This is a genomic window from Streptomyces sp. NPDC093600 (genome assembly GCF_044764755.1).
GTDB lineage: Bacteria > Actinomycetota > Actinomycetes > Streptomycetales > Streptomycetaceae > Streptomyces.
Map to the genome: position 1 here is coordinate 370,743 of NZ_JBIWIU010000006.1, position 18,803 is coordinate 389,545.

The following is an 18,803-nucleotide window of genomic DNA, read 5'->3' on the forward strand; positions in this document are numbered from 1 at the left end:
CTGTTCGCTCCGGGGAGCGACGCGGCGTATGCCCCGGATCCGATGCGGATCCGGGGCATACGGCGGGTTCGGACGTCCGAGAGATCAGACGCCGGCGATCGTCGCGGAGGCGATGCCCGCGAGCGGCGCGGTGTTCAGGCCGGTGACGCCCTCCACGGTGCCGACGGCGGTGGCGGCCAGGGGAGCGACCTCCGGGAAGATGCCGTTGACAGCGACGGTGGAGTGGGCGACCACGCCGCCACCGAGGCCACCGGACACGTTGTCCAGGTCGGCGTCGGAGATCTCCTGGGTGGGGACGAAGCTCATGATGTGAGTTTCCCTTCACATGGGGACGTATCGAAACAACCGCGAACGCACGGGCCGGACCGGTGGCGCCGATCCGGAGGGGGAACTTCCGCGGTGTGCTGGATCAAAGCACGTCGACCTGACGGCCAGCCAATCGAACAACGGCTTCAACGTGCATGTACCGGCCGCGAATTGCCGAGACGTGCATATCCGTCCATGAGTTGGTGCCACCTTCTTCACAGGATCGCCCGACTCGGCTCGCCGTCCGTCACCGGCCCCTTGAGTCGGAATGAGACATTCCGCACCAGACGGGCCGAGGGCCGGCCCGAGCCACCCCGCCCCCCGGGAGGGGATCGGGAGAGCGTGTGTTCCCTGCGTATTCGGTGTGCAGATCAGGCGACCGCCGCAGGACGTCGCTTTTCTCCCCGGAGTTCCGAAGTTCCTGAGTTCCCGGGAATCGGCGGAAGGAACTGTCTGTCCCCACAGAGAGAAAGGGCCGCACAACGTCGTTGTGCGGCCCGGGTGAAACGCTGCCTTCTCTTACAGAGGATGCGGGTGCGACGGATATGTCCGTACGTCGTCGTTGTATTCACGGGCCCGTTCCCGCACCAGCTCCGGCAGGGTTCCCGAAGCGAGGTCCGCCAGTGTCGTCCCCTCCAGGACATGACGCAGACTGGCGCGCACCGCGCGCCACACATCCGGCATGGGCGCCGCCGCGCCCTGGTACTCGAGACCCGTCAGCTTCAGGTCGCGCACGCTGACCAGGGGTCCGTCCATCGCGCGGATCACGTCCGCGAGGGTGATCTCCGCCGGCGGCCTGGCCAGCGTGTAGCCGCCGTCGGGCCCGCGCACGCTCCGTACCAGCCGGGCCTGACGCAACTCGCTGAGGACGACGAAGAGGAAGCGGACGGGGATGTCCTGGCGGCCGGCGATGTCCTCCGCCTTCAGTGGGTGCTCCGTCGAGCAGGCCAGCTCCGCCATGGCGCGGACCGCGTAGTCCGTTCTTGCTGAGATCCTCACCGACTCAATGTCTCACGACTGGCGGGAAATCGATCCGGAACGGCCGCCGACGGCGGGCGGAGCGCCGGGCGGGCTTGTCACTTCACATTGTTCATCGACATAGTGAACTTCGCGGTGGACGCCCGCCCGCCGTGAACCACCCCGTGCAGGGCCCGCCTTGGAGCCGGAGGTATCCGTGGTGTCCGCTGAACCGCGATCGACCGTGGCAGTCGTCGGAGCAGGTGCGGCCGGGGCGCTCGTCGCCGTCCAGTTGTGCGAGACGGCGGCACGCCGGCGCACCCCGCTCGACGTGGTCCTGATCGATCCCGCGCCTGAGGCGGGCCGCGGCACCGCCTACGCCACCGAGGTCCCCGAACACCGGCTCAACGTCCCCGTCGGCGGCATGAGTTGCTACCCGGACGACCCCGGCCACTTCCAGCGCTGGCTCTGCCACCACGGCGAACCGACCGTCACGGCCGGGGACTTCGCCTCCCGCTACCGCTACGGCTCGTACCTCGCCGACACCCTCGGACGCGCGGTCATCACCGCGCACGGCACGGTCGCCGTCCGCCGACTGCGGACGAGGGCGACGCACTGCGCGGACACGGCCGACGGGCGCCTCGAACTCCGCCTCTCCGACGGCGGCACGGTGACGGCCGACAGCGTGGTCCTGGCCACGGGACCGGCGGCCGGAACGGCCGGCTGGGCGCCGGCGGAGCTGCGCGGCTCCGACCGGTTCATCGCACGCCCCTGGGCGCCCGGCGCGCTCGACAAGGTGGGGGAGGCCGACGACGTCCTCCTGGTCGGCACCGGCCTCACCGCCGTCGACCTCGCCCTCGTCCTCGACCGCCCCGGCCGCACCGTGCACGCCGTGTCGCGCGGCGGGCTCCTGCCCCGCGCGCACGCCGTCTCCCCGTTGCCGCCCGTACCACCGCCCCCCGGATTGAAGGACCTCCCGCTCCACCGGATCCGTACGGTCCTCCGCCGCCATCTGGCCACGACGCTGCGCGACCACGGCGACTGGCGGCCCGCCCTCGACGGGCTCCGCCCGCACATCGCCGAGCTCTGGCAGGCTCTCGGCGACGACGACCGGGCCGAGTTCCTCGGCCGCGACGCCACCCGGTGGAACGTCCACCGGCACCGGATGGCGCCCACCACCGCCGAGACCGTCGACCGTGCCCGCGCCGCCCGCCGGCTGCGCGTCCACGCCGGCCGTATCGCGTCCGCCGAGCCGTGCGACGACGGCCGGCTCGCCGTGTCCCTGGCCGACGGCCGCGTCCTGACCGTGGCGTGGGTCGTGGACTGCACCGGGCCCGGACTGCGGCTCGACACGGCCGGCGACCCGCTGTGGGGCGGGCTGCTCACCGCCGGGCTCGCGGTGCCCGGACCCCTTGGCATCGGCGTCGCGACCGACGGCGGCCGCCTCCTCGACGCCGAAGGGCACACCCGCCGGGCCCTGTTCACCCTGGGCGCGCCCCGCCGCGGTGAGCTGTGGGAGACGACCGCGATCCCGGAGATCCGGACGCAGGCCCGGGACGTCGCCGAGGCCCTCCTCGCCCCGCTCGCCCCCGCCCCACGGCCGGCCCGGCGCCGCCCCACCGACCAGTTCGGTCTGCCGCTCTCCACCCATGCCGCCGCGGCCGCGTCCTTCCGTACCGGACTCACCCGCGTGATCACCGTACGGGCCAAGGCCGCCGACGCGTTCGTACGTGCCACCGAGCTCGACCCCGGCTTCGCCCTCGGCCACGCCGCACTCGCCCTGCTCGGACACGAGAGCGGCGCGGAGGTCGACGTGGCCCGGAGACTGGCCGACGCCCAGCGTGCCGTACGGGAACGCGGCGACGAGCGGGAACGCTCCTTCGTCGACGTCGTCACCCGCCGCATCCGGTCGTACGACGGCGGCGGGAGCGCGACGGACCCCGGCCAGGGAGCGTCCGACGGCGACACGGCGCTCGTCGACCACCTCGACCGCCATCCCGGCGACGCCCTCGCGCTCAGCGCCGCCGTCCCCACCATCGCCTTCTCCGGCGTCGGCGACCTCGACGGCACACTGGCGCACCGGCTGGTGGCGCACACCGCACCCGCCTACGACGGCCACTGGTTCCACACCTCGCTCCTCGCCTTCCTCCGCCAGGAGGAAGGCCACGTCGACGAAGCGGGCGCCCTCGCCCGCGAGGCGCTCGCCGCCGAACCCGCCTCCGGCCACGCGGTCCACGCCCTCGCCCACGTCCACTACGAGTCCGGCGAACACCGGACCGGCCGTGACTGGCTCGACGACTGGATCGGCGGCCAGGGACGCGGAGCCGTCCACCGGGCGCACTTCTCCTGGCACGTCGCCCTGCACGAACTCGCCCTCGACGACTCCGCCGCGGTGCGCCGCCGCTGGTTCGCCCAGCTCGCCCCGTGCCGGGTGAACGGCGTACGAGCCCTCGTCGACTCCGGATCGCTCCTGTGGCGGGCCCGGATGACCCGGAACTGGACGGGCCGCATGCCCGTCGACGGCGTACTGGACGCGGTCGCGGTCGACCTGGTCGAACGTCCGGCGACGGCGTTCACGGCGCTGCACAGCGCCGTCGCCCTCACCGCGGCCGGAGACCTGCCCGCGCTCCGGCGCCTGCGCACCCACGCGGCCCAGGCCGACCCCGTGCAGCGCGAGGTCGTCGAGCCGCTGTGCCGGGCGCTGGAGGCCGTACTGGAGGAACGCTGGACGACCGCCGTGCGGGGCCTGCGCGCGCTGCTGCCCTCGCTGCGCCGCGTCGGCGGCAGCGCCGCCCAGCGCGAGGTCGTCGAGGAGACCCTGCTGTACGCCCTGATGGAGGCGGGCCACAGCGACGCCGCCCGACATCTCCTCGAAGAACGCCTCGACCGCCGCTCCTCCCCGCTGGACCGCCGGCGCCTGGCCGACCTGCGGGGGTGAGCCGGCGGGCTAGAGGGTGGTCACCATCCGGTGCAGCAGATCCGCCGCCGCGTGGGCGAACGACGGCTCGTTGATGTGGGCGTCGATCTCGACCACGTCGACCGAGCTGCCCCGCAGCCCGTCCCTCAGGGCGTCGAAGAGGACGCCGTCCGTGGCCGGATCGTGGTACGGCTGGCCCGGCGCCCCCAGCGTCGACAGCCCGCGCAGCGGCAGGCACACCGCGGTCGGCCCCGTGGCCTCCCGCAGCTTCGCGGCGACGCGCCTGCCGAGTTCGGCGCACTCCTGCGGCGTCGTACGGACCACGCTGATGGAGGGGTTGTGCACGCGCACGTCGCGGTCCCGCACGCGCGCGGGGACGGTGTCGAGCGGGCCGAACTTCACCATGTCCAGCGCGCCGGGGCTCACCACCTGGGGGACACCGCGGCGCCCGGCGGCGAGAAGCCGGTCCGGGCCCGCCGTCAGGATGCCCCCGCAGAGGTCGTCGGCCAGCTCGCAGAGCGTCAGATCCAGCACACCCGCGAACAGCCGCTGATCCGCGAGCGATTCGAGGGTGCGCCCGCCCGTGCCGCTGGCGTGGAAGACCAGCACCTCATAGCCGCGCTCGGTGAGCCACCCGCGGGCCGCGTCGACGCCGGGCGTCGTCACCCCGGCCATGCTCGCGGCTATCAGCGGCCGGGCGTCGCCGTCGTCCTCCCCGAAAGCCCCGCCGACCCCACCGGGCCTGCCGTCCTCGCCGTTCGAACCGCGTCGGCCGAGGTCGGCAGGCCGTACGGCCCGGGAGCCGGAGGCGGCGGCGAAACCACGCGCCATGGCGGCGACCGCGTCGACGGCGTTCGCCAGGATCGGAGCCGACAGGCGGTTCACCCCGGCGATGTCGACCACGCTGTACATCATCGTGATGTCCGCGGAGCCGATGTACGGCGAGACGTCACCCGAGGCCATCGAGGAGACCATCACCTTCGGCACCCCGAGCGGCAGAGCCCGCATCGCCCGCGTCGCGAGAGACGTACCGCCGCTGCCGCCGATGGCCAGCACCCCGTGCAGCCGGCCTTCCGCGTACAGCCGCAGCACGATCTCGGCGGCGCCCCGGGCCATCGTCGTCACCGCCGCGCCACGGTCGCCCTCGGCGCGCAACCGCTCCAGATCCGCCCCCGCCGCACGAGCCACCTCGGCGCGCGGGACGTCCGCGTGGCTCCGCGGCGCGCCGATCACCCCGGCGTCCACCACCACGACCTCGACGCCCTGCTCCAGCAGCCGCTCCCGCAGCCAGCCGTACTCCAGCCCTTTGGTGTCCAGGGTCCCCACCAGCACAACGACCGCCATCCCCGTACTGTCCCGGGGCACATGGCGCGAACACAAGAGCGTGACCGAGAATCACCAGGACCGCGCGCCTGGGGGGTGTCTTGCCGCCCTCTAGGAGGCGAAGCCTGCGATGACCTCGCCCATGTCGTAGCCGTACAGCTCACGCTTGCACGCGCCGCACTTGCTGGGTGCGTGCTCGCTCAGGGACCACAGCCGCGGGGGAAGTCCGTCCCCGCGCCCGTGCGCCAGGTACAGGTCTTCCGGCCCGATGGAGGACCGCAGCACCTTCGGGTTGGCGACGAGCTGAGTCGTACCGTCGACCGTGCCCGGGGTCGCCTGGAGCAGACGGCCGTTCTCGACGGCGTTGCTGCGGTGGAAGTACCACTTGCCCTGGTACCGCGTGACGCCCTGGATCTTGTGCCACAACGCCTCGCCGTCGAACGCCGGGCCCGACGGCAGTCCGTAGGCGAGATCCGCGTTCGCGACCGTACCCGGCGCGCCCTCGACCGCGGCGGTCAGCGCCGCCATCGGGTACGTGCCCACGCGACCGCGGCTGTCGCCGCCCGCGTTGGTGTTGCAGTACTCGCCGAGGATCAGGTGATGCGCGTCGGTGCGGTCGAGGGAGACGTACGACGCCTTCGGGCGGCCGGTGGCGTAGCACTGGTTCTCGGACGTGTCCCCGGCGGGCTTCGGAGTGGTGAACCGCAGTGTGGCCACCTGCGGCATGACGTACCGGTAGCCGTAGCCGTACCAGACGTTGTTCTGCCGGCCGATCCGCTTCTTGTCCGCGACGTCGCTGACCAGACCGTCCGGCGTCGGGTCGTCGACGGCGGCGTTGCCGTCGGGGTTGAGGTCCATGATCTTGCGGAAGTCGAAGACCCGCATACCGTTGAAGGTGTCGGCGACGTAGAGGTAGTTGCCGTACCAGACCATCCCGCCGGCGTGGATGCCCTTCTGCGCCGCGCAGCTCTCCGTCACGGTGGTCGTGCACGTCCCCTCGCGCGCGTGGAGGGCGTCGAAGGAGATGTTGTTCTTCGAGTTCAGGTACGGCCAGACCAGCAGGACGTGGCGATACTTCTTGGTGGCCTGGTTGAAGAGGCTGACGCGGACGCCCTTCTCGTTGCAGGCGTCGGACGCGGTGTCCTTGAGGCAGTCGTCGGCTTGCGAGGCGTAGTCGCCACGGCCGGGGTTCTGCGCGTCGTAGGAGCCCACGGCGATGGGGTCGGAGGGGGAGGCGCCCCAGTCCTCGTCCTCCACGGCGTCGGAGACGCCGGTGATGGCCTGGGGGATCCACTCGGAGGAGGTCGCGTCGTCGGTCTCCCAGCAGACACGGTGGTGCGGGGTGAGGTCGGGGCCGTAGATGCCGGCGGTGCCGCAGGCGTCGTCCCAGTCCGCCGTCCGGTTCGCCTGCTCCATCAGCTTGGTCACGCCCTGCTTGGGCAGCGCCGCGTCCAGCTGGTTCACCAGACCGGTCAGGGAGGGCCCCGCCTCCAGCCGGAAGTCCTCGGCCCGGCCGGGGAGCACCGCCCCCAGCGCCTGCGTGTCCGCCGGAGTCTGCGTACCGGCCAGGTCGTCCTGCTCGCCCTCCGGTTCGCTGACGAAGCCGTCGTCCGGCATGCTCTCCACGGGCTCGTCGGCCGTGACCGCCGACGTCGCCGTGGGCGGCGAGGCGACCGCGCTGGAGGGGACGATCCCGGAGAGCACCGCGCCGGCCAGTACCGCTCCGACGGCCAGGCGCGTGGGGCGCGACCGTAGTCTCATGGTGAGGGGCCTTTCGCTGGAGAACGAGCTGGTCAGTGCGTAACTGACTGCTCATCAGTCATAGGGGCCACTCACGCTAGCAATCTGACGTCGGCTCATCGCGAAATATGTGATGACGGTCACCGCGGATGCGGCCGCCGGGGTCGCCTGCCGGGTGCGGGGCGCCACGGATCACGGTGGCCGGCTGTCTCGCCGTCGCGGGCTCGTCGTGATTCGAGTCCTGACCCTCGCCGCGCCGGTTCCCCTGCCGCCGGCCCGCGAGAGCCTTCTCCCGTCGGAGCCTCCTCTCTGTCACGTCGCGCTCACGCGCGCGTGGATGGATCCTGGGAGGAGGAAGGGGCGTGTGGGCCGTCCCACGCGGCCCGACGTCGCGAGGAGGCAGACCATGACACGGACCCTTGAGTGGACGGTCGGCCTGGAGCTGGTCGAGGAGGACGGCAGGACCAGGGCCGAGGCGCATCTTGACACCGGCACGTCGCACCTCACGGGCCGCGGCAGCGCACGGTGCAACCCGGCCGACGTGGACGTCCCGGCGATCGGCGACGAGCTCGCCGCGAGCCGGGCCATGAAGGATCTGGCCGGACAGCTGATGCGGGAGGCCAACCGCGAGATGGAGGCGGCGGGCGCGGGGACGGTCCCCCAGCACACCGGCCCCGGATACGGCTGGCCGGAGGCGGTCTCCTGACCGGACGGGATCGCCCAGGCGACCGGGCCCGTCGGCCACGCGCCGGCGGGCCCGGCCATGCGGGCGACGGCTCGGCCACCCGCCGACGAGCCTGGCGATGCGCCGGCGAGCCCGGTAACGCCAGGGCGGGCGCGGTCAGGCGCCGACTGGGTCCGGTCACGCGCCGGCGGCCAGTCGCCGTGACCCGTGACCCGTGACCGGAGGTCCCGGCGGTCAGGCCTCCGGCGTCGCCGTCGCGTCCTCGGCGGGCCGCGGACCGTGACCCTCCACCGTGACCCCGGCCCGGCCCGAGGGCTCGGCCGCGGCCTCCTCGTCGTCGTACGTGAGGCGGTCGACGACCTCCACGACCCCGTCCACGTCCTCGCAGAGCCGTACGAAGACCGGCGCGAGGTTCTTGCTCGGCAGGGTGCCGCTGAGCGTCACCCTGCCCTCTTCGACGTCGATGTGGAGCGCGGCGGGGGAGAGCCGGAGGATGCGGGTGACCACGTCCTCGACGATCTCCTCCTGGATCGCCCGGTCCCGCCGCAGGAACAACTGCAGCAGATCGCTGCGGCTGAGGACCCCGATGAGCTGCCCGTCCGAGTCCACCACCGGCAGCCGCTTGACCCGGTGCCGTTCCATGACCCGGGCCGCCTCGACCGCCGTCCACGAGGGCCGCGCCACCACCACCGGGCTGGACATCATGGCCTCGGCGGTGCTGGGCCCGTCCTTCGCGGTGTGCCGCCGCAGCAGGTCCGCCTCGGACACGACACCGATCGGACGGTGCGCCTCGTCGACGACCGGAACGGCGGTGATCCCGTACTCGTCGAGCAGCCGCGCGATCTCCTTGAACGGGGTCCCCGGCTGCACCGCCACCGCGGTCGGCGTCATCAGGTCGGCCACACTGCGGTGCCTCATGGTCGGTCCCGTCCCTTTCTCCGCTCCTGCGTCCATGATCCCTCACATGGAGGCAGGAGCCCGGGTACGGCCGGGCCGGACCGTTCCTAGTCGAACGGGTCGAGCGTGACGTACGCCTGCCGGGGGTCGCCGTCGTGCACCAGCGACTCGTGCGCGCCCACGTCGTCGAAGGCGAAGCCGTACGCCTTGCCGTCCACCATCTGGGCGTGGATCTTGCGGGAGTAGTGGTTGGTCACCACGTCCTTGTAGAACCCGGCCGACGAGGTGTCCGGCTGGTTCGGGTTGGTCAGCAGGGTGGAGCGGTTGTAACCGGCGCACAGCGTACGGGAGATGGGGCCGCGGACCTGGTCGTTCGGGGCGTCGAGCAGCTTGTAGCAGCCGAAGACGCTGTCGGAGTCGGGCTTCTGGAACGACGTGACGAGCGCCCCGGAGCCGTTGGTGAAGTTCATGACGTTGCCGGAGACCCGGCCGTAGTACTTCACCGACGGCTGGTTCGCGAAGGGGGTCACCGTCAGGGTGGAGGTGGCGTACTTCGTCCAGACGCGGTTGATGTAGTCGTTCATGACGTTCGCGGGAAGCGCCCCCGCCTCGATGCCGTGCCCCGGTGCCAGCGCGCGCAGCACGGTGCCGTCGGGGCGGGTCTGGACGAGGTTCGCCCAGCCGCCGGGCTGGCCCCGCAGCGCGGCGAAGAAGCCACGGTAGCCGCCCGGCTTGAGCCGGCCGGTGCTCGCGACGCTCCCGTCCGGGCGCTTGACGCCGACGGCGTACGGCGCGGAGAACATGTCCACCTGGGTGCTGTTGATCCACAGGCCCGAGTCGTTGAGCGTGTACTCGGACCAGTTGAACAGGATGTTCCGGTTGGGGTCGCTCGGGTTCTGGACCGCGGGCTGGACGAGACCGCCCGTGGCGAGCTTGAAGACGAGCTTCTGTCCGTAGCTGAAGTAGATCCGACCCGAGAACTTCGGCAGCCGGATCGTCATGGACGCGCCGGCGGCCGGTCCCGTGATCGAGGCGTCGGGGGCGGGGACGGGGGTCGAGCCTCCGGCGGGCCACGGGTGGAAGGTGCCGTTCGCGTCGGCCCAGCCCTGGCGGCCGGTGGAGAGCTCGGTGCCGAGGTTGTAGACGTAGACCTGCTCGCCGCGGCCCGAGTTGTTGGTGAAGGTGAGCGGAATGGTGCTGGGGACGGCGGCGGCCCGGACGGTGGGCGAGGGGCCGGCCACGCTGAGGGCGGTGCCCATCAGCGCGGCGACGGCGAGCGGGGCGAGCAGGCGAAGCTTGCGGCGATGGCTGGAGGGCATGGGGAGCTCCTCGGGGGTGGGGGGATCGTGGGGGAGCACGCTTTGAGAGCGCTCTCAGAATGGTGAGAATGTTGTGAGCCTGTCAATGGTTTGGACATCTCCGCGTCACCGGCCGCCCCTGCCTCAGGAGACCGTCGCGGTCGAGAGGCAGGGGCGGCGCCGGAGTGGCTCGCTGGAACGCTAGGGGCGGGCGTACGGCCGGGTCATGATCTCCATGTTGTGGCCGTCGGGGTCGTCGAAGTACGCGCCGCGGCCCCCGAACAGACGGTTGGTCCTGCCCGGTTCGGTGTGGTGGGGGTCGGCGTAGTAGGTGACGCCGGCCGCCTCCAGGCGGGCGATCATGGTGTCGAACTGTGCTTCGGGCACGAGGAACGCGTAGTGCTGCGACTGGATCGGCTCGTCGGTCAGCTCGTAGTAGTCGAGCGTCACGCCGTTGCCGAGGTCGACGGGCAGGAACGGTCCGAACGGCGCGCCGACCTCCAGCCCGAGAACGGTGGCGAGGAACTCGGCCGACAGCCTGCGGTCGCGGGCGTGGACGACGGTGTGGTTGAGCTGGACGGTCTCGACCGGCGGCTCGGCCGCGGTCTTCTGGTCATCAGGCATGGGGTGGTCTCTCCGGGTCGGTGGGTCTGCTGAGGCGGGGCGCCGCGAAGGCGGGCACCGGTGCGAAGACGCGGAGAAAGGGGGCGGGCCTCTGGCCCGCCTCGCGCTCATGCCGAGGCCGGGAGCCCCACTCGTGCATGGCCCATGGCCGACCCGGCAGTCACATGATCGACCCTAGTGTCGCCCGCCCACCGGGGCAACGCCGTTTCCCGGCCGACGTGAGCTCGCTTCCGGTCGCGCGGGCCGGGGGCGCCGTGCGCTCGCTTCCGGGCGACGTGAACCTGGGGTCGGCGTGCGCTCGCTTCAGGTCGACGTGAACCGGGGGCCGACGCGGGCCAGGGCCCGACACGGATCACTCCAGGTCGAGGATGTCGCGGAGCGCCGCGACCGCGTGCGCGCGGTGTTCGTGGAGCCAGCGGAGGGCGGCGTCCGTGTCGCCGTGACGGACCGCGGAGATGACCGCCCGGTGCTCGCGCACGGCGAGCTCGCGGTGGGGAACCTCGGTGTAGTACAGCGACCGGTACGCGTCGGTGGCGTCCCACAGGGTCGCGATCAGCCGGACCAGCCGGGGCATCCCGGACGCCTCGACCAGCGTGAAGTGGAAGCGGCGGTTGGCCGCGGCCATCTCCGTCACGTCACCGGCGTCGGCGGCGCGTTCCACCTCCCGCTGGATCTTCTCGAGCGCGGCGGTCAGCCCGTCCTCGGACCTTGCCATGGCGACACGGACGGCCTCCGTCTCCAGGAGGTCGCGGATGCGGTAGATCTCCTCCAGGTCGTCCAGCGACAGCTCGGCGACGAAGTAGCCCCGGTGGACGTGGTGCACCACGAGCCCCTCGGCCTCCAGGGTCTTCAGCGCCTCGCGCAGCGGCACCCGGCTCACGTTGAGCCGCGCCGCGAGCGCGTCCTGCCGGATCTGACCGCCCGGCCTGAGCTGCCCGCTGGTGATGGCGCGCCGCAGCTCCTCCAGGACGAACTGCTGGGCGGTCGGCGGCCGCCGCTTCTGTACCGCGCTGCTCATCGCCTGTGACCTTTCTTGTGCATCGCTTACCGGCCTGACACGCGCCGCCGGTGCCGTACATCTTCCTATGGCGTACGAGGCGGCAGCCCCAGCTCATCGAGCAGGGCCTCCGTGTGCTCCCCGAGGCGCGGGGGAGGGCGGTGGTACACGGGCGGAGTGGCGTCGAGCGCGATCGGATGGGCCACCTGACCGGGCCCGGCAAGGTCGGCGGGGACCCGGGGGTCGAGGCCGAGCCGGCCGGCGAGCTCGAAGGCCGCCGCCAGGTCGTTGATCGGGCCGCACGGCACCCCGGCCGCCGTCAGTTCCTCGAACCAGCTCTCGGCGGTCCGCCCCGCGAGCGGACCCGCGAGCGCCTCGGCCAGCTCCTCGCGGTGCGCCACCCGGGCGGTGTTGGCCGCGAACCGGGGGTCGTCGGCGAGGCCGGGGAGCCCGATCCGTTCGCAGAGCGTACGGAACTGCCGGTCGTTGCCCACGGCGAGCACCAGCGGCCGGTCCTTCGCCTCGAAGACCTCGTACGGGGCGATGCTCGGATGCAGGTTGCCCATGGCCCGTGGGACGACCCCGGCGCCGAGGTAGGCCGCCGACTGGTTGGTGAGCGCGGACAGGAGGGAGGTGAGCAGGGAGACCTCGATCCGCTGCCCCTCTCCGGTACGTTCCCGGTGGCGCAGGGCCGCGAGGATGCCGAGGCCCGCGTGCAGTCCGGTGATGACGTCGACGAGTGCGACGCCCGCCTTCGTCCCCTGGCCGCCGGGCTCCCCCGTGACACTCATCAGCCCGCCCATGGCCTGGACGAGGAGGTCGTAGCCGGGAAGGCGGGCGCCCTCGGCCGAGCCGAATCCGGTCACCGAGCAGTAGACGAGCCCCGGGTTGGAGGCCCGTACCTCCTCGTGGCCCAGGCCCAGCTTCTCCATGGTCCCGGGGCGGAAGTTCTCGACCAGGACGTCGGCCCGGTCGACGACGGCCCGGGCCGTCTCCCGGTCCACCGGGTCCGTCAGATCGAGGGCGATGGACCGCTTGTTGCGGTTCACTCCGAGGAAGTACGTCGCCTCGCCGCCGGCGAAGGGCGGGCCCCACGCGCGGGTGTCGTCACCGGAGCCGGGCCGCTCGATCTTGATGACGTCGGCGCCGAGGTCGGCGAGGAGCATCGTCATGTACGGTCCGGCGAGCACCCGGCCGAAGTCGGCGACGACGATCCCGGACAGGGCGCCCCGGCTCGGCGTACCCGGCGTCTCCGGTCGATCTGCGCGCATCCCGCTTCTCCTCCGCCGGTGATCGGATCCACGGCGAACGTACGCAGCGCAGAACGGATATTCAATACTGGATCCAAAATCCAATATCCGGCTAGGCTTCGGCACGCCGTGTTGCCGCAGCCGCTTGGAGGCCGTCCGTGAAGTCGCCCGCCGCGTCGAAGTCGTCACCCGTCCACCCTTTCGATCTGCTCGCCATCGACGGCCTGCTGACCGACGAGGAGCGCGAGATCCGCCGGACCGTCCGGGCCATGGCGGACCGCGAACTGCGCCCGCGCGTCGCCGAATGGTTCGAGCACGGCGCCGTTCCGGCCCGCGAACTCGCCCGTGAACTCGGCGGCATCGGCGTGCTCGGCATGCACCTGGAGGGCTACGGCTGCGCCGGCACCAACGCCGTCGCGTACGGCCTCGCCTGCCTGGAGCTGGAGGCCGTCGACTCCGGCCTGCGCAGCCTGGTGTCCGTGCAGGGCTCCCTCGCCATGTACGCGATCTGGGAGTACGGCTCCGAGGAGCAGAAGCAGCGGTGGCTGCCCGGTATGGCGGCAGGCGAGTACATCGGCTGCTTCGGGCTCACCGAGCCGGACGCCGGTTCCGACCCCGGAGCCATGCGTACCCACGCCAAGCGGGATGGCGGGGACTGGGTGCTCAACGGCACCAAGATGTGGATCACCAACGGATCGGTCGCCGACGTCGCCGTCGTCTGGGCCAGGACCGACGACGGCGTCCGCGGCTTCCTGGTGCCCGCGGGCACCCCGGGCTTCACCGCCCCGGAGATCAAGCAGAAGCTGTCCCTGCGGGCCAGCGTCACCAGTGAACTGGTTCTCCAGGACGTACGGCTGCCGGCCGACGCGATGCTTCCGGCGGCCCGGGGTCTGTCCGGACCGCTCGGCTGCCTCAACGAGGCCCGTTTCGGCATCGTCTTCGGCGCCCTCGGCGCGGCCCGCGACTGCCTGGAGACGGCCATCTCCTACGCCGGCGACCGCATCGTCTTCGAGAGGTCCCTCGCCTCCTACCAGCTCACCCAGCAGAAGCTCGCCGACATGGCCCTGGAACTGGGCAAGGGCATGCTCCTCGCCCTCCACCTCGGCCGGCTCAAGGACGCCGGGCGGCTGACGCCCGAGCAGGTCAGCGTCGGCAAGCTCAACAACGTGCGCGAGGCGATCGCGATCGCCCGCGAGTGCCGCACGATCCTGGGTGCCAACGGCATCACCCTGGAGTACCCGGTGATGCGCCACGCCAACAACCTGGAGTCGGTGCTCACCTACGAGGGCACCAGCGAGGTGCACTCCCTGGTCGTCGGCAAGGCCCTCACGGGCGAGGCCGCCTTCCGCTGACACCGCCCGGCCCTTCCCAGGCCCCCTGGCGGGGCGCCGCGCCGAACTCGACGGGCCCACCGGCCATGGCCTGCTCCACCAGGCAGCGCCTAGCCGGCCGTCACCTTCGCGAGGAACGCGTTCAGATTGGCCATCATCCGGTCGATCCGCTCCTCCGGCGCGAGGGACTCCTCCTGGCGGCCCGCCCTCAGCCTGGGCTGCCGCTTGCCGCGGACGTACAGGGAACAGGCCAGGTCGGCGCAGACGTAGATGCCCACCGTGTTCCCCTCACGTCCGCGGCTGCCGGCGAGCGGCGCCGCGAGCAGGGTGACACCGGACGAGGCGTGACCCGTCAGGCAGACCTGGCAGAGACTGGACTTGACCGCGCTGGTGCGGCTCATGCCCGGCACCCTCAGCGTGATGCCGAGCGGCCCGTCCTCGCGGGGGACGACCAGATGGGCGCGCAGCGGCGCGCCGGGGTCGACCCAGCCGAGGAAGTCGAGGTCCTGCCAGGGAAGTTCGGCGAAGTCGAGCGGCAGTCGGAGCCGGCTCGCCTCACCCTTCGTGCAGTTCACGAAGGACGAGCGGATCTGTCGGTCGGTAAGAGGTTCCACTCGTTGGACGGTACACACACTTCGTGGGGGCGGCATCCGATTTTCGCTCGCACCGTCACGGTGAACGGTGCCGAGCGGGGTACGAGGGGGCAGGGCGCCGCTACGTTGAAGCCATGGAACAGCGCATCAGTCTCATCACCCTCGGCGTCACCGACCTGGCCCGCGCCCGCGCCTTCTACGAGAGCCTCGGCTGGAGGGGCCAGGAGGTCGAGGAGACCGTCTTCTTCCAGGCGGGCGGCCTCGGCCTGGTCCTGTGGGGCCGCGACAAGCTCGCCGCGGACTGTGGCGTCCCCGCCACGCCCACCGACGGTTTCGGCGGCATCGCCCTGGCCCACAACGTCCGCTCGCCCGCCGAGGTCGACGCGCTCCTGACGGCGGCCCACCAGGCGGGCGCCACCGTCACCCGCCCGGCCGCCTCCACCTCGTACGGCGGCTACGCCGGTGTCTTCCTGGACCCCGACGGCCACGCCTGGGAGATCGCCCACAACCCCGGCTTCCCCCTCGCGGACGACGGCACCCTGACCTTGCCCGACTTCGGGCCGCACTAGGAGGCCTGCTCGTCCCATTGCCGATGGCGGGCCGTCCTGCGGTGTTAGCGTCGTCACCATGTCCAAGACCGAGATAGACATGGTGACCGCCGAATTCTTCGATGCCTTCGACAACCGGGGCGGCAAGACTCCCGATCTGGATCGGATCCGCCGACTGGTCGTCCCGGGTGGCGTGATCGTCATGACCGGTCCGGACTTCACCGTCTACACCGTCGACGAGTTCATCGAGCCTCGCCGGCGCGTGCTGACCGAGGGGCGGCTGGTCGAGTTCTCCGAGTGGGAGACCTCCGAGCGGACCGAGATCGTGGGCGATATCGCGTCGCGGTTCGGCGAGTACCGCAAGTCCGGGATCTTGGACGGGGAGCCGTTCGAAGGGGGCGGGACCAAGACCATCCAGTTCGTCCGCTCTCCGGAGGGCTGGCGGATCGCGGCCTTCTCCTGGTACGACCAGCCCTGACCGCGACCGGCCGTCGCGCAGGCCGCTCAGTCCGGCAGGCCCCGTGTGCGGCGGTCCCGGCTAGGGAGCGGTGTCCGGTGGTGACTGCGGAGAGTTCTGCGGGGAATCGGTCTCGGGATCGCCGGGCGGGGGGCTCTCGAGCGAGGCGGACTGGTCCAGTGACGACTGGTCGGTGACCGTGGTCTCCGCCGCCGGTGACGTCGCCGTCTCGGGTGACTCGGGGGCGGGCGAGACCGAGGTGGCGGAGTCCGAGGTGACCGGCGCGGGCGGGGACTCCGATGTCTCCGTCGGCGAACCCGTGACGAGGTCCGAGACGGACGGGGACGGGGGCGTCGGCGGTGGAGAGGTCGGCGTGTCCTGCCGCCCGGTGTCGCCCGGCTTCCGGGCGAACCAGCCGTCGTTCTCGGGGTCGTAGACGACGAAGACCTTCACGACCGTCACGGCGGGCGCCACGACGACCACCTGTGAGGGCTGATAGCCCGGCCAGGCGCCCCCGATCGTCCTCGGCGCCCTCTGGGCGACCGGCTCCTTCAGCGGGTTCCCGCACGCGCACCGGACCCGTGGCACCCCGCGCGCGTCGACCAGCACCGCCGTACCGGCCTGGAGCACCGCCTGGTACGAGGTGGGGGCGCCGCCCCTGAAGCCGTGGTTGGTGACCCGTGTGTCGACGCGGAGCTGCAGCGGTGTCAGGGAGCGCAGATAGCCGGGGACTCCGTCGGCCGCGACGCCGACGACCGAGGCGAAGGCCGCGTTCTTGGCGGGCTCTTCGGCCAGATAGCGGACCTGCTGCTCGACGTCGCAGCTCGCCACCCGCCGCGTACCGCCGTACAGGCCCGGCGCGGATCCGGCGACGCTGCGCGTGGCGGTGGCGTCGGCCGGCCGTGACGGGCTGGGCAGCGGGGCGGGGGACTGCCCGGCGTCGGTGGTGCGGGCCGTCGATTTGGTGAACGGATCGGGGCCCGTGGCGGAGGCGTTCTGGAGGAACACCTCGCCGCCGGAAGCCGTACCGCCGCCGCCGCCGTCCCCGCCCGAACGGGTGAGGACGACGATCAGCGCGACCGCCGCGACCAGGACGGCGGTGGCCGAAGCGACCTTGGGAACCGAACGCCACCACGGCCCACCCCCGCCCCCGCCGGGCCTGCCGCCGCCGGCACCGCCGCGGTCGTCCCCCGCGTCACCGTCGGTCGGCCCACCCCCGGAACCACCGCCCGGACCCCCACCGGAGCCGCCCGGACCGCCCGGACCGCCACCGGAGCCGCCGTAGGGCGGTCCGGTGGGTGGCGGGGGGCCTGGCGGCCCTGGGCGAGCGCCCGGGCCGGAGAGAGGACCCGAAGGCGGGCCTGTCGGAGGAACCGAGGGGCGGCCGGACGGCGGGTGGGAAGTCACGTTTTTCCCTTTCTTCCGATCCGCGCCCATTGTGTGCGCGGAACAGGCGCCGCCCGCAAGCGGACATCCGCCACCGGTACTAGCGTGAGCCGGGTGAGCAGTCACCCCGCCCGAGCCTGGGCAGAGGCGCTGGCCGCAGTGCTGGCCGGATTCCTCGCGATGGCCGTCACGGCCGCCCTGGGCCTCTGGGCCGCCGGAGCCGCGGATCTGCCAGGCGGCTTCCCCTCCGTCGTCGCCGCGGTCGTCGTCATGGCCGTCGGCGGACAGGTCGACCTCTCCGGCGACGCCGGAGCCCTCGCCGGTACGGACGCCGAACTGACCGCCATGCCCCTCACCGTCACCCTGGTGGGCGCACTGGTCACCGGCTTCTGCTTCCTGCGCCCCCTGCGCCACCACGCGGTCGCCCGCCCCCACGAACTCCCGGCCCGGGCCGCCCGCACCGTCGTGCTCTGGCTCGCCGCGCTCGCCGGACTCTCCGCCCTCGCCCGCCACGACTTCCGCATCACGATCGGCGGCGGCGAGGAACAGGATGCCCTGGCCGACCTCTTCGGCGACCTTCTCGAAGCGGCGAACCCCACCGTCGGCTTCCGTACCGACCTCGGCCCCACCCTCTTCTTCGGGCTCCTGTGGATCCTCGGCGTGCTCCTGGTCGCGCTCCTGGTCTCGCGGCGCACCCCGCTGCCGCCCCGGTTCGTCCGCTACCACGAGCCCGTCCGCCCGGCCGCCTTCGCGATGCTCCTCCTGCTCCTCGCGTACGTCCTGATCGGCCTGGTCGTCGGCGTGGTCGTCGCCGCCACCAGGGGCCACGCGGCCGAGACCCTCGCCGTTCTCCTGCTCGGCCTGCCCAACGTCACCTGGCTCGCCCTCGGTGTCGGCATCGGAGGCTCCTGGGAAGGCAGGGCGGAAGGGCCGTTCGGGCTGCCCATGCCGCAGATCCTCGACTCGGTGCTGCGCACACCGGACGGCGCAGGCCTCTCCACGGTCGACCTCTCCTCGCTGGCCGCCCACGACGGCCGAGCCTGGTGGCTGCTGCCCATCGCCGCCGCCCTGCTGATCGGGGCCGCCTTCGTCGCGGCCGTCCGCTCACCGGCCCGGATCCGCCTCTGGCAGCACGCCGTCCACCTGGGGATCGCCTTCGCGCTGACCCTCCTCGTCGTCGCCCCGGTGACGCTCGTCGAGGCCCGATTCGGTCTCTCCATCCTCGGCATCGGCGACCTCGGCTCCCTCGGCGGCGAGGTCCTGCTGCGCCCGCACGTCTGGAAGACGGCCGGGCTCGCCCTGCTCTGGGGTCTGGTCGCGGGCTTCCTCGGCGCCCTGCTCGCCCGCCCGGTCCGGCGCCGCGGCGAGGTCGACGCCAAGGACCCCAAGAAGCCCTAGATGTATTGCCCTGTGAGGTTGGGGACGCGGCTGGCGGGCGGTTTGCCTGCGAGTGCGGTGTGTCCGCGGTGGTGATTGTAGGAGTGCAGCCAGCCC

At 72.3% G+C, this 18,803-nt stretch carries 17 protein-coding genes; 6 read left to right on the forward strand and 11 right to left on the reverse strand.

The genetic code is table 11. From position 1 onward, the window contains the following. Positions 1–84: 84 nt before the first annotated feature. The gene (locus ACIRB4_RS18270; RefSeq protein WP_403292366.1) at positions 85–306 is read right to left on the reverse strand and encodes a type A2 lantipeptide; all 222 of its coding nucleotides are present in this window, start codon (positions 304–306) and stop codon (positions 85–87) included. A 519-nt stretch (positions 307–825) separates the two neighbouring features. Further along, positions 826–1,305 (reverse strand): RrF2 family transcriptional regulator, encoded by a 480-nt coding sequence (locus ACIRB4_RS18275; RefSeq protein ID WP_403292368.1) that lies wholly within the window; start codon positions 1,303–1,305, stop codon positions 826–828. A 175-nt stretch (positions 1,306–1,480) separates the two neighbouring features. On the opposite strand from ACIRB4_RS18275, the gene ACIRB4_RS18280 reads away from it, so the two are divergent. Then, positions 1,481–4,201 carry an FAD/NAD(P)-binding protein gene (locus tag ACIRB4_RS18280; protein WP_403292370.1) on the forward strand — a complete coding sequence of 907 codons (2,721 nt, stop codon included), beginning with the start codon at positions 1,481–1,483 and terminating at the stop codon, positions 4,199–4,201. A 9-nt stretch (positions 4,202–4,210) separates the two neighbouring features. Here the strand turns inward: ACIRB4_RS18280 and ACIRB4_RS18285 are convergent, their stop codons facing one another. Next, positions 4,211–5,524, reverse strand: coding sequence for a Tm-1-like ATP-binding domain-containing protein (locus tag ACIRB4_RS18285; protein WP_403292372.1), 1,314 nt, complete (start codon positions 5,522–5,524; stop codon positions 4,211–4,213). 90 nt (positions 5,525–5,614) lie between these two features. Next, positions 5,615–7,264, reverse strand: a complete 1,650-nt coding sequence (locus ACIRB4_RS18290; RefSeq protein WP_403292374.1) for a hypothetical protein — start codon at positions 7,262–7,264, stop codon at positions 5,615–5,617. A 385-nt stretch (positions 7,265–7,649) separates the two neighbouring features. On the opposite strand from ACIRB4_RS18290, the gene ACIRB4_RS18295 reads away from it, so the two are divergent. Beyond that, positions 7,650–7,949, forward strand: coding sequence for a DUF1876 domain-containing protein (locus ACIRB4_RS18295; RefSeq protein WP_403292376.1), 300 nt, complete (start codon positions 7,650–7,652; stop codon positions 7,947–7,949). A gap of 213 nt (positions 7,950–8,162) precedes the next feature. Here ACIRB4_RS18295 and ACIRB4_RS18300 read toward each other — a convergent pair whose 3' ends face one another. The 5 genes from ACIRB4_RS18300 to ACIRB4_RS18320 all read right to left on the reverse strand — a co-directional run bounded on the left by ACIRB4_RS18300 (position 8,163) and on the right by ACIRB4_RS18320 (position 13,015). Continuing rightward, positions 8,163–8,846, reverse strand: coding sequence for a CBS domain-containing protein (locus ACIRB4_RS18300; protein WP_403292377.1), 684 nt, complete (start codon positions 8,844–8,846; stop codon positions 8,163–8,165). An 86-nt stretch (positions 8,847–8,932) separates the two neighbouring features. After that, the gene (locus tag ACIRB4_RS18305) at positions 8,933–10,144 is read right to left on the reverse strand and encodes a glycoside hydrolase family 64 protein (RefSeq protein ID WP_403292379.1); all 1,212 of its coding nucleotides are present in this window, start codon (positions 10,142–10,144) and stop codon (positions 8,933–8,935) included. Between the two features lie 180 nt (positions 10,145–10,324). Continuing rightward, positions 10,325–10,747 (reverse strand): VOC family protein, encoded by a 423-nt coding sequence (locus ACIRB4_RS18310; protein ID WP_403292381.1) that lies wholly within the window; start codon positions 10,745–10,747, stop codon positions 10,325–10,327. Positions 10,748–11,099: 352 nt separating this feature from the next. Next, positions 11,100–11,765 carry a GntR family transcriptional regulator gene (locus ACIRB4_RS18315; RefSeq protein WP_403292382.1) on the reverse strand — a complete coding sequence of 222 codons (666 nt, stop codon included), beginning with the start codon at positions 11,763–11,765 and terminating at the stop codon, positions 11,100–11,102. 65 nt (positions 11,766–11,830) lie between these two features. Further along, positions 11,831–13,015, reverse strand: a complete 1,185-nt coding sequence (locus ACIRB4_RS18320) for a CaiB/BaiF CoA transferase family protein (protein ID WP_403292383.1) — start codon at positions 13,013–13,015, stop codon at positions 11,831–11,833. Positions 13,016–13,152: 137 nt separating this feature from the next. On the opposite strand from ACIRB4_RS18320, the gene ACIRB4_RS18325 reads away from it, so the two are divergent. Further along, the gene (locus ACIRB4_RS18325; RefSeq protein ID WP_403292385.1) at positions 13,153–14,346 is read left to right on the forward strand and encodes an acyl-CoA dehydrogenase family protein; all 1,194 of its coding nucleotides are present in this window, start codon (positions 13,153–13,155) and stop codon (positions 14,344–14,346) included. Between the two features lie 89 nt (positions 14,347–14,435). Here ACIRB4_RS18325 and ACIRB4_RS18330 read toward each other — a convergent pair whose 3' ends face one another. Next, the gene (locus tag ACIRB4_RS18330) at positions 14,436–14,975 is read right to left on the reverse strand and encodes an FBP domain-containing protein (protein ID WP_403292387.1); all 540 of its coding nucleotides are present in this window, start codon (positions 14,973–14,975) and stop codon (positions 14,436–14,438) included. A gap of 77 nt (positions 14,976–15,052) precedes the next feature. On the opposite strand from ACIRB4_RS18330, the gene ACIRB4_RS18335 reads away from it, so the two are divergent. Both ACIRB4_RS18335 and ACIRB4_RS18340 read left to right on the forward strand, forming a co-directional pair. After that, on the forward strand, positions 15,053–15,487 hold the full coding sequence (locus tag ACIRB4_RS18335; RefSeq protein WP_403292389.1) for a VOC family protein: 435 nt from the start codon (positions 15,053–15,055) through the stop codon (positions 15,485–15,487). Positions 15,488–15,545: 58 nt separating this feature from the next. After that, entirely contained in the window at positions 15,546–15,944 is a 399-nt protein-coding gene (locus tag ACIRB4_RS18340) for a nuclear transport factor 2 family protein (RefSeq protein ID WP_403292390.1), read from the forward strand. 60 nt (positions 15,945–16,004) lie between these two features. On the opposite strand, the gene ACIRB4_RS18345 is transcribed toward ACIRB4_RS18340, so the two are convergent. After that, a complete protein-coding gene (locus ACIRB4_RS18345; protein ID WP_403292392.1) occupies positions 16,005–16,931 on the reverse strand; it encodes a DUF6777 domain-containing protein in 927 nt (308 codons plus the stop codon). A 492-nt stretch (positions 16,932–17,423) separates the two neighbouring features. Between ACIRB4_RS18345 and ACIRB4_RS18350 the strand changes: the two genes are divergently transcribed. After that, a complete protein-coding gene (locus ACIRB4_RS18350; protein ID WP_403292393.1) occupies positions 17,424–18,707 on the forward strand; it encodes a streptophobe family protein in 1,284 nt (427 codons plus the stop codon). The last annotated feature ends 96 nt before the right edge of the window (positions 18,708–18,803 follow it).